Below are 15,842 nucleotides of genomic sequence, written 5' to 3'. Positions count from 1 at the left end.
GTGGGTATATTGCAAGTATCTAATAAACCTAACTTTTTAGCAATATGAAAGCCAAGCTCTCTTTCATCGATGATGACTTTTTACTACAAAATGAATTCTCTAAAATACTATATCATAATCATGCCAAACATCTACCTATTATAGATTATCATAATCATCTATCTCCTGAAGATATTTGTAGCAACAGAAAATTTAACACCATTACTGAAGCTTGGCTGCAAGGAGATCATTATAAATGGCGCGCTATGCGTACCTTAGGTATTAGCGAAGATTTTATTACCGGAAAATCTACAGATAAAGAAAAATTCATGAAATGGGCAGAAACTGTTCCGTATACAGTAAGAAACCCCTTGTTTCACTGGTCACATATGGAACTTAAAAAACACTTTTCTATTGATGAATTGTTATCGCCGGATACCGCAGAAAAAATTTATACTGAAAGTAATGAATTACTTCAAAACTCTGATCATTCTACTTTGGGATTGCTTGGCATGAATAATGTGACTTTGGTCTGTACCACAGATGATCCGATTGATACACTGAAGTACCATACCAGTTACGCTACTCAAAAAAAATCACTGAAGCTATTGCCCACTTTTAGGCCAGATAAATCCTATGCCATAGAGGATTCTTCTTCTTACCTGAAATATCTAGAAAAACTGGGTGAAAAATCAAATATCCAAATCAAGAATTTTGACGACCTTCTTGCTGCGTTAGAAAACAGAATCGATTACTTTCACGATATCGGTTGCAGGTTATCGGATCACGGTTTGGAACATTTATATTATTTTTCTGAAGAAACTTATACCATTGACCTGATTTTCAATAAAATAAAATCGAAAAAAGCTCTTGAGGTCGATGAAATTAACTACTACAAATTCAAGGTTTTATTCTTTTTAAGCACCTGTTATCACAAAAGAGGATGGGTGCAACAATTTCATCTTGGAGCCATTCGAAACAATAACGACAGACTATTGCAAAAGCTGGGACCTGATACAGGATTTGATTCTATTGGCGATTATTCTCAGGCAAAAAATTTAAGTGGATTTTTAAATTCTTTAGACAAAACAGATCAATTACCTAAAACCATTCTATACAACTTAAACCCTTCAGACAATGAAGTTTTTGCTTCTATGGTTGGTAATTTTAATGACGGAACGGTTAAAGGAAAGGTTCAATATGGTGCTGCGTGGTGGTTCTTGGATCAAAAAGACGGAATGGAAAAACATTTAAACACACTCTCTAATCTAGGTATGCTAAGCTGTTTTGTAGGGATGTTAACCGATTCAAGAAGTTTCTTGTCTTTTCCCAGACATGAGTACTTCCGTCGCATTCTATGCAATTTACTGGGCGACGATGTTAAAAATGGAATGTTACCAGCTGATGAAAAGTGGTTAGGGAAAATCGTTTCTGATATTTGTTATCATAACGCTAAAGAATATTTCCCTTTTTAAAAAAATAATAGGGAAGATATCTGAAGACATCTTCCCTAAAAACAATTCAAAAACTAACAAAATGTGAACTCTCATTTATGTTTTAGGTATGGTTAAATAGGTTCCTTTAAAACTTTGGTTTAGCACCGTCATTTCTATAGTATCGCCTGTATTGTTAGGAACAACTTCAATTTGCGCTCTTCCATTAGACATTTTTATAGCCTCGCTACCCATCGGGGTACCTAAATGTTTCTTTGTTTCTCCTCCGGACAGGCATTGAAAATATACTCTTTCTTCATAGTCTAAACATCGTAATCCGGTCTTATCCTTTGCGGTGGCAACAATTAAATAATTTCCATTCTCTAATTTTTTATGTGAAAGCGAAAGTGAATTTGCCACATCATTTTTCTTATATCTGTAGCTAACAGTAAGACTATCTGTTACTTTTTTTCCATCTTTAAAACCAACGGCTTTCAGTTTATTGATCCCTTCATTAAAAAGCACATCCCAGGTAAGTCCAGACGCGGGGAATACGTTGATGTCTTTTTTCTTTGTTCCTAAGGGCTTTCCATCAAAATACAACGCTACTTTATCACAATTGCTGTATACATTTACTAATCTCGGTGTATTCTCTAGTCCTTGCCTTTCTGTCCAGGTATGCGATTCTATATAAACAAAAGGATTCTTAGCCCAATAACTCTTAAAAACATAGTAGGCATCTTTAGGATTTCCTTCTCTATCCATGATCCCTTTTTGATTCACATACGGAATATCATTTTCTGGTCTTAAAGGAGTACCAAAATCTTTAAATGCCCACTGTACATTTCCTACAAAAGAATCATTGGTTTCTGCAATTTTTAGGTGCCAGTCAAAAAGATCCACTATATAATTTTCACTCCAGTCGCCAATTTTTGCGATGTTAGTAACAGCAGTCTGTGTTATGGCCTCTGTCCAACCATCGGGATCCATCGCTCCTCTGCCATCTATAGGATTTTCGGTATGTCTTCCATAATGACTAGAACCTCCATACTCTGCGTGAATAAAATGAGGATATTCTTTCAAATATTTATCTATCGCCTTTTGGTACGTTGTATAACTACCCGAATACCAACCTGACCAAATTGAAGGAGAAAAGACATCTACGATATCCGAACCCGCATAATATTTTCTGATAGCTGTCTTTCTTGTTGGATCTAAGGTATGAGACAAAGTATTTATTTCTTTTAAGAAATCATTTAATTTATCTACATTATCTCCGTCTTCAAAATCCGGTAACCAATAAATTTCATTACCCAAAGACCATATTATAATGCTGGGGTGATTGAAGTTTTGGTTGATGATCTCGGACAACATATTTTTGGTATTTGTTTTCCATTTTTCATTCCCTATTCCTCCTCTACACCAAGGGAGTTCATCCCATACTAGAATTCCTAATTCATCACACATTTTGTACACCTCAGGATCTTGTGGATAATGAGCTAACCTTATAAAATTAGCTCCCATTTCTTTAATTGCCTCAATATCTTTGCGATGCAACGAATTAGGCATAGCCGCACCATATCCTGCATGTTCTTCATGACGATGGGTCCCTCGCAATAATACTCTTTTACCGTTAAGATAGAAAGGACCGTTCTTTTTAAATTCGAACCACCTGAAACCAATTTTTTCAGTTACATTATCCACTTGCTGGTCAGATTTTAATAATACAACTTCTACTTTATAGAGATTAGGAGTATCAATGTCCCATAGTAAAGGTTTACTGATATTTTTGAAATCTATTTTTAATTGGCCATTAGTTCCTTTTTTTGAAAGAGTTTGAACTTTTTTTCCATCCGGTTCAAATAGTTCCACCCTTATTTCAAACTTTTCTTTTGCTTCTAATCCTTCTATTTCTAAATCTAACCTCAGCGATGCTTTTTCTTTAGAAACATCAGGAGTAGTAATTTTTAAATCAGAGATATGGGATATATGTTTTTTTATAAGCCATACGTCTCTTGTAATTCCTCCGTATATAAAAAAATCACTTTTCTGAGAAGGTATTATTTCTCGATCATAACTATTATCTACACGTACCAATATTTCATTCTTTCCTGCTTTTAGCTGATTCGAAATATCAAAAGTGAAACCTATATAACCTCCGATATGCTCTCCAGATAATTTACCATTTACATAAACCTGAGTAGTAATATTTGCTCCTTCAAAATATAGTTGATATACCAAGTCTTTATCTATAGTTTCTATGTCCAAATATTTTCTATACCAGCTGGCACTTCTTCTATAACCTGGTTTTAGATCCATCGTATCATAATTATTCCAGGTATGTGGTAAATTAATAGAAGTCCAACCAGTTTGATTATTTAGCTGATCTATACTCTCTAAATTCAATTCCAGATACTCCCAATCATTATTTATGTTCTCTTTAGATCTTTGTATTTGAGCTGAACAATAGGTAGATAAAAACACACATAGTACAATTCGTATACAGAAAGAAAGACTAGTATTATTCATAAGTTAGGGCTTTATTTAAGATTAATTCTTCTTAGAGTTGCCTCTAAAAAATAATAATCTGCATAACTAATCGGACCATTAATTTCATCCTTTTTTGGCCAGTTTCCGGTGCTGTGATTTAGTATGAATGGAATTTTCGATTCATTTTGAATCACATATTTTTCTGATGATAAACTGCTCATAATTCGATCAGAAAAACTCAGGTATTTGTTATCTGTTGTATATCCATATAGCTCTATTAAAGCTGAAGCGATAATTGCCGCTGCTGAAGCGTCTCTGGGTTCACTAGGAATATTGGGAGCATTAAAGTCCCAATATGGGATAGCATCCTGAGGTAAATTTTTATGCTCCATAATAAAACCAGCAATCCTTTTTGCTTTTTCCAAAAATTCGGTATTCTTTGTGTATCGATATGCCATGGTATACCCATAAAGACCCCAAGCTTGTCCACGAGCCCAAGAAGATTCATTACCAAAGCCTTGATGTGTTACTTTAGATCTTACACCGCCTGTTATGGTATCATAATCCACCACGTGATAACTACTATTATCGTCTCTAAAATGATTTTTTAGTGTCGTTTTTGCGTGTTGATCTGCGATTTTATAATATGTTGCATCTTCTGAGTAATTCGAAGCTTCAAACAGTAATTCAAGATTCATCATGTTATCTATGATCACTGGAAATTGCCATTCTTCTTTATTAAAATCCCAAGAACGAATTGCTCCAACTGTTTTATTATATCGGGTAGATAGTGTCTGAGCACTCTCTATAATAATGGTCTTGTAAGATTCATTATTTGTACTCTGATATCCGTTACCAAAACTACAGAACACTTTAAAACCCATATCGTGGGTTCGATCATTATACTTCTCTTTTTCTATATATTTTGTCCACTCTTTGGCTCTTTCACCATATCTCTTATCACCAGTAATTTTAGATATGAGCCACAAACTTCCCGGAAAAAAACCACTAGTCCAATCTTTTGACGGAACTTTTTTGATGATCCCATCTTCATCGGCGCTTCTTGGAAACGCTAATGAATCTATTGGGTACTCCAATAAGTATGAAAATCTATCAGAATATTTGACAACAGTATTTTGCTGTATGACCTCTTCTTGTTTTTTATCTGATGATCCATCTTTACATGTCGTAAAACATACTAACGCGATAATAACGAAGACTGGAATTATAAATCTTTTTTCTTTAATCATAGGTAGATATCAATTAATATCCCGGGTTTTGCGGTAACAAGTTCGGATTTCTTCCTAACTCGTCATTGGGAAGCGGAAATAAATAATCTCGGGTTGCATCAAAGTTAGGCTGTGGTTCTAGAGATGTTGGTCCAAAAACTTCCATTCCTAAATTTAACCTTTTAATATCGTACCATCTTTTAAACTCAAAGGCCAATTCAATTCTTCTTTCTTCAAGAATTACATCTCTAAACGCATCTTTTGATAATCCCGCATTTATATCCTCGGGAAAGCTGTTCATTGTTCCGGCTGCATTTCTAGCTCTAGCTCTAATTTGATTCACATAGTCAACGGCTTCTCCGGTTGGTCCAGAAAGTTCGTTAGAAGCTTCTGCCGCTATCAGCAATACTTCTGCATAACGCATGGCTCCGTAGTTATGATCAGAATCCCTATTATTATTCCCTGCAGTTCCAGGAAAACGATAATATTTTGCAATATGTGGTCTGGAAACTCCCCTATTTGCTGTTCCAAAGTCTTGCCAAGGAACTAGAACTCCATCAAAAACGGCTTCTGTATCAAAGCTTACAGCTTTTCTATAATCGCTATCATCAAAAGAATCAAAAACCGCTACAGTAGGTACTGCCACACTCCATCCTTCGTTAGCAGGACCTCTCATACCCGTTACAGAAGCTAAATAATCACGGCTGATGTTACTGGTAGCATCTGCTCCTTTAAAATCAATCGCAAAAATGTGTTCTACTAATCCATCTGCTTTAGTTGCATCAAATAAATCCTGAAAATCAGCTTCTAAATCATATCCAAACCTTCCTTTGTTATTGATTACAAAAGTAGCTTCATCATATGCATCTTGCCAATTACCTATGGTTAAATGAACCGATGCCAAATAGGAAGCCGCAGTTCCTTTTGATGGCATAGAACGAAATGGTTGTTGATCAGGAAGCCAGGTTTTGGCATATTCAAGATCTTCAATGATATTCTGATAAATTTCATCTACAGGAGTCTTACTAATACTGGATAAAGTTTCGGCTTCTCTTACCGCAAAATCGATATACGGAATCTCTCCAAAAGTTCTAACTAAATGATAATATGTAAATGCTCTCACAAATCTTGCTTGTGCAACTATTGCATTTTTCACCTCGTTAGATGCCTGCACTGACGCGGCGCCTTCGATTGCATAATTTGCAGATCCGATGATCGCATAACTTCTGGGCCAAAAATTGGTTATCATACCATTATCTCCATTCAAACGAAACTCATCTACTTCGATCCTTCTACCAGAGGTAGTCATATCTCCGATAGTAACCATATCTCCTCTGAGCAATAAACTCAAAGTAAGTTTTCTTCCCCAGAATTCTTCTGAAGCGATATAGCTGTATGATCCATTAACTGCTGCTTGCAGATCATCTGTAGTGTTAAAAAAAGATTCTGGAGCCAGTACTCCTATTGGTTCTTCTTCTAAATCCGTGCAACCTATCATTATGGTTGCGATAACTAATGTGAAAATTATCTTTTTCATTTGTCAGATTTTAAATTGTTTACAATTACTGCTTGTTCTTTTCTTAGAAAGAAACATTTACACCTAAAGTATAGGCTCTTGTATTAGGGTAGCTTCCGTAATCTAAACCTAAGTTTACATTACCTCTACTGTTATTATCAGATCGATATAAAACCTCTGGATCTAAGCCTGAATAATCAGTAAAAGTCAATAAGTTTTGACCACTTATATAAACCCTTAATTTAGACATCTTTAATCTATCCAAAAGTTGATTGTCAAAGTTATAACCTAAAGTTACATTCTTCAGTCTCACATAGGATCCATCTTCAACCCATCTTGAAGAGATTCTTCTGGTTCTTGATGCTGCACTTGGAACATCGGTATTAGGATTTATTGGTGTCCATCTATTCAAAGCTTCTGTAGTAGCATTGCTGGATCCTGTTAATGTATTTAATTCTAGTGCTGTAAAATTAAACATGTCTCCACCTACAGATCCTTGAAAAAAGACATTTAAGTCAAATCCTTCATATGTAAAGGTATTATTGATTCCAAAGACAAAATCTGGATGAGGATTCCCTATAATAGTTTGATCTTCATTGTTTAATTCTCCATCTCCGTTTATGTCTCTAAATCTTTCTCCACCAGCTTGTTGTTCGAAACCTGAACCTGGTATAGGGGTATCTGCAAATTGGTATACTCCATCATACACATAACCAAAATATACACCAACAGGCTCGCCTTCTCTTAATAATGGCACATTTGGTAATAATAAATGACCTGGACTAGAGCTAGATCCTAAGTCTCTAATATCTTCTCCATCAGGTAGTTCTAAAATTTTATTTCTATTTCTCGAAAAGTTGATATCAGTACTCCAGGTAAACTTACCTACCAGATTTTTTGTCGATAGTTCTAATTCAAAACCTTTGTTTTCCAAGCTACCTACATTTTGAGTCTGAACAGGATTACTTAATCCAGAAGTCTCTGGAAGAGGTCTATCCAAAATTAGATCCTCGGTTACCATATCATAGTAATCTGCAGTGATATTAATTCTATTATTGAACAATCCGATGTCAATACCAAAATTTATTTGTTTCGTAGTTTCCCATTTTAGATTATCATTAGCTAATCTATCAATAGCTACTGCGTTTACCAGCTCACCTCCTTGAATAGAATAGATGCTTCTGTAATTGGCTAATGTTCCGTAGGGTTCTATGGCTCTATTTCCTGTAATACCATAACTCACTCTCCATTTCCATTGTGATATTAAATTTGACTCTGCCAAAAAACTCTCATCACCCATATTCCAAGCAACAGCACCAGAAGGAAAGAAACTCCATTTATTATTAGAACTAAATGTAGAAGAACCATCTCTTCTGGCAGAAAATGTGATCAAATACTTTTCAGCAATATCCAGGTTAACTCTACCAAAATAAGAGGCCAATTCTGACTCGGCTAATCTTGATTCTGCAGGCAATAAATTTGCTGCTCCATCTAAATCCCAAAAGCTCACAGCATCTGTTACAAATTCACTTCCTGCTGCAGTAAATCTTTCTGATCTTTCTTTTTGATACGAATATCCAAGTGTTGTTGTTAATGCGCCAAAACTAAAGTCTTTTTTATATGTCAGATAGTTTTCTGAAAGAATATTGGTTCTTTTTGAAGTCCCCAATCTTCCTTCTCCTCCAATGCCTGCTCCTCTTACCGTTGTGGTAGGATAAAAAATTCCTTCTCTATCATTTCTTACGTTATAACCTAAAGTTGTTTTAAACGACAATCCTTCAAATAAAGTAAGATCAGCATATATATTAGTTTGGAAAAGATCGTTTACACGTTCATTAAATATTTGAGTAGTGGTGGCAAAAGGGTTATCAATATCATCCCCCACACTTGGTAGTGTAAAATCTCCGTTGGCATCAAAAATTCCTCTGTCGGGACTAAACCTGAAAGCAGAAGATATTGCTCCTGCACTTCCACTACCCCCTGAATCTTCTTGAGTTCTAACTCCTTCTCTGGTCGATCTTCTTCCAAAGGTACTCATACCCACCTTCAGTCTATCTGAAAAGTTAACGTTTATATTACTGGTAAACGAGAAACGTTCTAATCCAGAACCGATCACAACACCTTCCTGATCAAAAAAAGTTCCGGAAAGGTAATAATCTACATTATCCGCACCTCCTGATAGTGCGAGCTGATGGTTAGAAATTTGACCGGTTTTAAAGATTACATCCTGCCAATCGGTATTTGCGGAACCTCTAACATACGAAGGATTGATTTCTTCTATATAATCCCCGAATTGATCCGCATTTAATAAATCTAAGGTATTATTGACTGTTTGCGTAGAATATGAAGTATTAAAATCAATTCTCATCTTCCCTTTCTTCCCTTTTTTTGTGGTAATTATAACTACTCCATTTGCTCCTCTCGACCCATATATGGCAGTTGCCGATGCATCTTTTAGTATTTGTAAAGACTCTATATCTTCTGGAGGAGGCAATGCCCCACCTACAAATCCATCGACTACAAAAACAGCATCACTACTTGCATTTATAGAGGTTGCTCCACGAACTCGAATTCTAATATCAGCTCCCGGTTCTCCACCATTTTCTGATTGTACTGCTACACCAGCAGCTCTACCTTGTAATGTTTGTTCTGTCGAAGCAGCAGGATATGCCGTAATATCTTCTGTTTCTACAGAAACTACAGATCCTGTAAGATCCTTTTTCCTTCTTGATCCATATCCAACCACTACAATTTGCTCCAGAGATTCTACAGAAGCAGATAAAGTAACATTAATCGTTTTTTGACTGCCTACTTCTATTTTTTGGTCGGCAAACCCAACATAAGAAAATATCAAAATTGAATTCTCATCAGGAACACTTATCCTATACAGACCATCAAAATCTGTGGTAGTCCCTATAGTTGTATTCTGGACCGTAACATTAGCTCCAAGAATAGGCACTCCATCTTCTGAGGTAACAGCTCCGCTAATATCAATTTGCGCTGATAAACCTGACCCTATCATTAGTAATAGAATTGGAATACACTTTCTTAGTAATTTTAAGTATGTATACTTTTCATTCATGAGTATTGATTTATGTTAGTGAGTATTTTTTAATAGAGGTATATGATCAGAAGACAAAAAAATATAATGCATACTGAAAAAAAGAGCTGCAGAAAAAAATATCTATTTCGTTTCCAATTCATACTCAAACCTAAATAAAAGACTATATCTAAAAGTTCAAAAAAGGGTGTATTTCTGTACTAAACACTGATTATGAATGGATAAGACGAGATGTTCTCACAAAAATCGTCTTTTTTACGAATAGAATTTTGATGCGTACTCTGAAGGTGTTTGATCAAAATGCTTTTTAAAGCATTTTGTAAAGTATTTTGGGTTTCTGAAACCGACTTTGTAACAAACTTCTGATATATTTATCTGACCTAATTCTAATAACTGAGAAGCTCTTTTCATTCTTATGGAATGAATAAATTCATTAGGCGTTAAATTTGTCCATCCTTTAATTTTGGAAAATAACATCGTTCTGCTTACCCCTAACTCTGAGCTAAAGTATGGAATATCAAAAGAGGTATTACTAATATTTTCTTCAACAATTTTCACCGCTTTTTTGAGTAATTCTTCATCAATAGAAGTTACAGTAATATCAGAAGATGTAAAGTCATTGGATGAAAACTTTTCCTTTTGCTTTTCTATAGAAGAAAGCAAGTTTCTTATGGTTAACAAAAATTCTTTAACATTAAAAGGCTTATTAATATACGCATCTGCTCCGGACTCTAATCCATCAAATTTGTAGATAAGGGAAGTTCGTGACGTTAATAAAATAAGAGGAATATGGCTTGTTCGAATATCATTTTTAATTTTAGAACAGAGCTCTGTTCCTTCCATTTTCGGCATAATCACATCACTTATGATCAAATCAGGTATCTTTTGCAACGCTTTTTTGAAAGCCACCTGCCCATTCTCTGCCTTAATTACTTGATAATAGTCCTTAAGCATATCACCGATAAAATTTCTTAATTCGTCATTATCTTCAGCAATTAGAACCAATGGTTTTTGATCTTCCTTAAATACCATTTCCACATCTAGTTCTTTACTTTTCTTAACCGCAGCGATTTGATTTTTATACTGACTGATATCGTCACTTATTTTGAAATCTTTTATGATATCGGATTCATCAAGATGTTCCTTTCCTGTTTTTAGTCTAACTCTGAAAATAGTACCTTTTTCTGCATTTGAATCTACTACTTCAATTACTCCTTTGTGCAAATCCACAGCTTTCTTAGCAATAGATAACCCGATACCACTGGCTTGATTAAATTGTTTCTGATAATCTTTATCACCTGCTACTTCATAAAAACGATCAAATACTTTATCTACAAACTCTTTATCGATACCTTTACCTGTGTCTTGTATTTCAATTATGGCCTCTTTGCCTTCCTGAAAAATTCTAATGTTAATTTCTCCGCCTTCTGTTGTATATTTAAACGCATTAGAAATTAAATTATAAAAAACTCTTTCTAATTTATATCGATCAAAATATACTTTTATAATCTCTGAAGACGCATCGAAAGTATATGTATAAGATCCTGCTTTGGCAAATTCATTAAAAGACAAATAAATTTCTTTTAAGTACTTGACCAGATTACCCTCTGCAACTTCTAACTTAGAATGTTTATTTTCAAATTTTCTAAAATCCAGTAGCTGATTTATTAATTTCAATAATTGATCTGCATTGCGTTCTATAACCAATAGACGCTTATACATTTTGTTACTTCCTTGATAATTTTCTATTAATTGTTGTAAAGGCGCTATGATCAGGGCAAGCGGTGTTCTGAATTCGTGAGAGATATTCGTAAAAAACTCTAATTTGGAACGATTCATCTCTTCTTTTTTAATATTTTCCAGATGTTCCAAGTCCAGTTTATGCTTCAACCTTGTTTTTGCTTTGTTAATTTGATTCAGCCCAAATAATGCACCAGCTATAATCAAGGCATATCCCAAAAAAGCCATTGGACTTCTCCACGGTGCCGGTTCTAAAGAAACCCTTAATTTGGTAGAAGTATTATTCCAAATATTATCATTATTGGCACCTTTAACCTCAAAAATATAGGTCCCGGCTTTTTGAATGGTATAATTTACCTCAGTATTTTTGGTATACTGCCACTGATCATCCAATCCTACTAACCGATATGCATATTGATTATTGGACGCATTGATAAAATTAGGGATAGCAAAACTAATCCCAAAAGAAGATTGATCGTGTGACAAGATCAATTTATCTACATAAGAAATGCTTGTTTTGAGTATTTCTTCATCTCCATATTTCTCTATTTTTTTTCCTTGAACTTTTAGATCAGTTAGAATTACCTGCGGTACAAATGTGTTCTTTTCGATTCGATTTGGATTTAGAAAAGACACTCCTGATGGGCCACCAAAATAGAGATCTCCGTTATTGGATTTCAAACAAGAGTTGTTGTTAAATTCGTTCCCGATCAGACCGTCAGTTTGGTTATATAAGATGGATGTTTTCTCATCTGGATTATATGCCACAATACCTTTGTTAGAACTTATCCATATCGAGTTATTATTATCTTCAACAATACCAAACACTGTATTGACTTTTGTGCTCAGGACATTCAGTTCAATTCTGGTGAATTTATTATTATCATATTTATAGATACCATTTGCTTTAGTCCCGATGTATAGAATTCCTTCTGTGTCCTGATAAATTGCTAATATATCATCTCCGGACAATTGTTCTTCATTAAAGAAAAAGCGCTTTACAGCTACATTTTCATTCTGTAACTCATTATTTTTTATATAATTCAATCCATTTTGGGTACCTATCCATAAATTTGAATCTTTATCTACAAACAGCACACGTATTCTGTCATTAGAAAGAGTATTTTTATCCATATCATCGTGTAGGATAAATTTGAATTCTCCATTTTCTAAATCATACTGAATAAGGCCACTTCCAAACGTTCCGAAATACATAAACTTTTCGGATTTTTTAATACTATAAACCCCGACACCTTTCAGAATTGATTGTAATTCGTTACTTATTTCATTAGTAATGAATTTTTTGGAAGCTATGTCATATAATGCCACTCCCGCATTGTAGGTTCCAATCCATAATTTTTGTTCTTCAAGAAATAAAGATTTTATATTTAGACTTGGAAGTCCTTTTTCTGAAACATTTTGAATACTACTGGATTCATTTCTTCTAACATCCAATATTGAAATACCTTTCCCCTCAGTACCAAAATAGATTTTGTCATTGTGATCTTGTATAATACTACTTACCACACCATACGCAATATCTTCACTATTATTTTTTCGTAGCGATATAAAATTAGAATTAGATTCATCCCAGATATTAATACCGCCATAATACGTTCCAATCCAAGCAGAACCTTTTTTATCAATAAAAATTGTTTTTAGCGTATTTCTGCTTAAACTTTTTGGATTATTTTGTTGATGCTTTACAGCAACAATCGTATTATCCTTATTTTTTATGTATAACCCGTCGTATGTAGCTATCCACAGCACTCCTCTTTTATCTATGGATAAACTTCTGACATCCGTATTAATCAAATGATTCTTACTAGTTTTGCTAACTTTCCGAAATGATCCAGTTGATTGATTGTATACATTAAGCCCTCCGTATTTAGTGCCAATCCATAAATTATTCTTTTCATCTTCTACGATGGACTGAATGTAGGAGTCACTTAAACTATTCAACCCATCATTACTATAAAATCTATCAAAACTAAAATTATCTTTACTCCTCAACTGCAACTTATTGAGCCCATTAGCCGTACCAATCCATATACCCTGTTTTTTATCTTCATAAATACTTAAAACATAGTTGTTAGAAAGGCTTGAGCTATCCGCCGGATCATTCTTGATTGTTATAAATGAATCAGAATCTCTATTATAAACCATAAGCCCATTAGAAGAACCTAACCAAAGTTCTCCGTTATCCAATAATTTTATAGACCAGATTGTATTGTCAGAAAGACTTCCTTCCTGACTCGAATGAAAATAGGATTTAAATACATTTAATCTTGGATCATATCGGTTGAGCCCGTTGTATGTTCCTATCCAAATATAGCCGTCCTGATCTTCTTGTATCGATAAAATATCGTTATTACTAATCGAGGTTGAGTCATTAGGCAGATTTCTATATACTGTAAATTTATTCCCATCATATTTATTCAAACCATCTCTGGTTCCAATCCACATACGTCCCAACTGATCCTGGTGTATTGCTATTACAGAGCTTTGGGATAATCCATCAGAAGTAAAAAGATGTAAAAATTTATTATAGAAATTATCTTGAGCTATGGATATGGTAGAAATAAAGAATAAAAGTACTACATATATATTTTTCATCAATTCCCCTAAAATTTTCTCTTAATAACGTTTAAAACCCCAAAATATTAAAAAAATGTTAATAGTTTAGCCAAAATATACTCTTTCGTATTCAGGTTTTTCTTTAACGATTTAATCGTTCCGAAAGTTGATAATTATATAATGAAGGTATCAACTCCATAGGTGTATTAGTGAAATTTATATAAGCATCTGGCTTATAGTCAATTTCAATTTTTTTATTCCCCCAAACACCTATCACTCTAGCGTTAGGGCCGTCATTCATTCCATCCAATTTTATAAATCCTTCCGGCTCCAGTTTACTTAGAAAATTCACTTTTATGTTCCAAAAAGTACTATATGATCCGTGAGAAGGTTTCCAATATCCTGCTCCTCCTCCAGCGAAAAGTGGATATGAATTATTTTCTAAAGGATCTAGATGTACTATTATTTCATCAAAAAGATTTTGATGATTGACTCCAGAATGTTGATCAAGAATGGGATTTTTAAAAACTTCACAGTCGCTGTACACACTTTTTGTAGAAAATGTATTAAAACTCAACGGATGCATTGTATCATTATAAACCGATAAGTTCTTTACCAAAACATTATGAACACCTCCCATCTGTACCGTGTAATGTCCTTTTTTTTCACCAAGAGTTACAATGTCTTTTATGGTTACATTGGCAATTGCCTCTGTTAAAATACCACTATCCGCATTTTCTACAACTACATTTTGAACCCAACTATTGAAAACTCTAGTAAGATAAATACCATTATATCCTTGCTCTACATGATGAGCAATACGATTAGAAAAAGGAAACGTGATTTTGAAATTTTGAATTCCTACTTCTTCTAAATGCTTCCATTCTATTATCCTTACATCATACTCAGGAATAACATCTAATAATAATGGGGATTTTATTGTAATGGAATTTTTTGATGTTTTTTCAATTTTGACCTGCTGGCGAACCAGCGGTAGATCAGGGTAATTCCAATGGTGAGATCCAATTTTTAAGTCGCGATCTCCATACAACTCACTGAGTATTTTACCTTCTTTCCCCTTTTTATTAAACCATTGTATTTCTACGACATCACCTTCTTTCAATCCTGTATTTTTAGTTACAGAAAACATAATTGATCCTCGTTGTGCTTTATGTATTGTTGCCAAAACTTTTGGTAGCACATCATATTCTTTGAGGTAGGATTTTACTCTAGCGCCTTTTACTCTGGTCCAGAACATACCACCAGACCACGCATATTGGGAAAAAGGAAGAAAAATATTATTTTCTTTCTCTTTTTGAACTTTATCCAGTTTCACCAAATACTCTCTGAGTTCTTTTAAGTCGTCTGGATTCTTTAGATACATCATAGGCCTGGGACAAAAAATTTCTGTTCCTTTTTCTCCTACTCCGTATCCATTGAGTACTATATTACTGCGCTCGAAATACAGGATTTCGCTTAAAATGATTCTTCCGGGCGGTAATTGAATGACTACCGGCTCCTTTAATTCATGTGCCTTTTTAAAAATAGTTAGTAGAGCTTTAGAATCGTCCTTTCCATCATCCGCAATTACCCCATAATCAATCGCGTTCAACGTAATACTATTTTCTGAGATTGCGATCTCTTTTTCACCAAATTGATATCCTGCGTAACTAAAATCCGGAATAAATAGTCCTTTATTATTTGCCAAATCGAATAATGATTGTTTCTGCTGAGCCGAAAGCCCGGCAATACAGCATAATAAAAGCAGCCAAAAAATAATCTTAAGACTATATATATCCTTTTTCCACATACCTCCC

At 34.3% G+C, this 15,842-nt stretch carries 7 protein-coding genes; 1 reads left to right on the top strand and 6 read right to left on the bottom strand.

Translation table 11 applies throughout. The features are described 5' to 3' along the window. Positions 1–44 precede the first annotated feature (44 nt). Entirely contained in the window at positions 45–1,454 is a 1,410-nt protein-coding gene (gene uxaC, locus ACFSR1_RS14670) for a glucuronate isomerase (protein ID WP_378293742.1), read from the top strand. Between the two features lie 75 nt (positions 1,455–1,529). Here the strand turns inward: uxaC and ACFSR1_RS14665 are convergent, their stop codons facing one another. From ACFSR1_RS14665 to ACFSR1_RS14640, 6 genes are all read right to left on the bottom strand, one after another. Next, positions 1,530–3,941, bottom strand: a complete 2,412-nt coding sequence (locus ACFSR1_RS14665) for a glycoside hydrolase family 2 protein (RefSeq protein WP_378293740.1) — start codon at positions 3,939–3,941, stop codon at positions 1,530–1,532. Between the two features lie 11 nt (positions 3,942–3,952). Further along, complete coding sequence (locus ACFSR1_RS14660) at positions 3,953–5,152, bottom strand: glycoside hydrolase family 88 protein (protein ID WP_378293738.1); 1,200 nt, start codon at positions 5,150–5,152, stop codon at positions 3,953–3,955. 13 nt (positions 5,153–5,165) lie between these two features. Then, the gene (locus tag ACFSR1_RS14655) at positions 5,166–6,668 is read right to left on the bottom strand and encodes a RagB/SusD family nutrient uptake outer membrane protein (protein ID WP_378293736.1); all 1,503 of its coding nucleotides are present in this window, start codon (positions 6,666–6,668) and stop codon (positions 5,166–5,168) included. A 43-nt stretch (positions 6,669–6,711) separates the two neighbouring features. Then, a complete protein-coding gene (locus tag ACFSR1_RS14650) occupies positions 6,712–9,729 on the bottom strand; it encodes a SusC/RagA family TonB-linked outer membrane protein (RefSeq protein WP_378293734.1) in 3,018 nt (1,005 codons plus the stop codon). A gap of 234 nt (positions 9,730–9,963) precedes the next feature. Beyond that, complete coding sequence (locus ACFSR1_RS14645) at positions 9,964–14,064, bottom strand: hybrid sensor histidine kinase/response regulator (RefSeq protein ID WP_378293732.1); 4,101 nt, start codon at positions 14,062–14,064, stop codon at positions 9,964–9,966. A gap of 103 nt (positions 14,065–14,167) precedes the next feature. Further along, complete coding sequence (locus ACFSR1_RS14640) at positions 14,168–15,835, bottom strand: hypothetical protein (protein ID WP_378293730.1); 1,668 nt, start codon at positions 15,833–15,835, stop codon at positions 14,168–14,170. Positions 15,836–15,842: the final 7 nt, after the last annotated feature.

Origin of the sequence: Aquimarina rubra, from assembly GCF_042684305.1 — a bacterium.
In the GTDB taxonomy this organism is placed as follows: Bacteria; Bacteroidota; Bacteroidia; order Flavobacteriales; family Flavobacteriaceae; genus Aquimarina; species Aquimarina rubra.
Note: the sequence above shows the minus strand (reverse complement) of the source record. Positions and strands in the feature narration are given on the sequence as shown.

Excerpts from the sequence above, each read along its gene's own strand:
- uxaC (WP_378293742.1), top strand. The coding sequence starts at position 45 with ATGAAAGCCAAGCTCTCTTTCATCGATGATGACTTTTTACTACAAAAT.
- ACFSR1_RS14665 (WP_378293740.1), bottom strand. The coding sequence starts at position 3,941 with ATGAATAATACTAGTCTTTCTTTCTGTATACGAATTGTACTATGTGTG.
- ACFSR1_RS14660 (WP_378293738.1), bottom strand. The coding sequence starts at position 5,152 with ATGATTAAAGAAAAAAGATTTATAATTCCAGTCTTCGTTATTATCGCG.
- ACFSR1_RS14655 (WP_378293736.1), bottom strand. The coding sequence starts at position 6,668 with ATGAAAAAGATAATTTTCACATTAGTTATCGCAACCATAATGATAGGT.
- ACFSR1_RS14650 (WP_378293734.1), bottom strand. The coding sequence starts at position 9,729 with ATGAATGAAAAGTATACATACTTAAAATTACTAAGAAAGTGTATTCCA.
- ACFSR1_RS14645 (WP_378293732.1), bottom strand. The coding sequence starts at position 14,064 with ATGAAAAATATATATGTAGTACTTTTATTCTTTATTTCTACCATATCC.
- ACFSR1_RS14640 (WP_378293730.1), bottom strand. The coding sequence starts at position 15,835 with ATGTGGAAAAAGGATATATATAGTCTTAAGATTATTTTTTGGCTGCTT.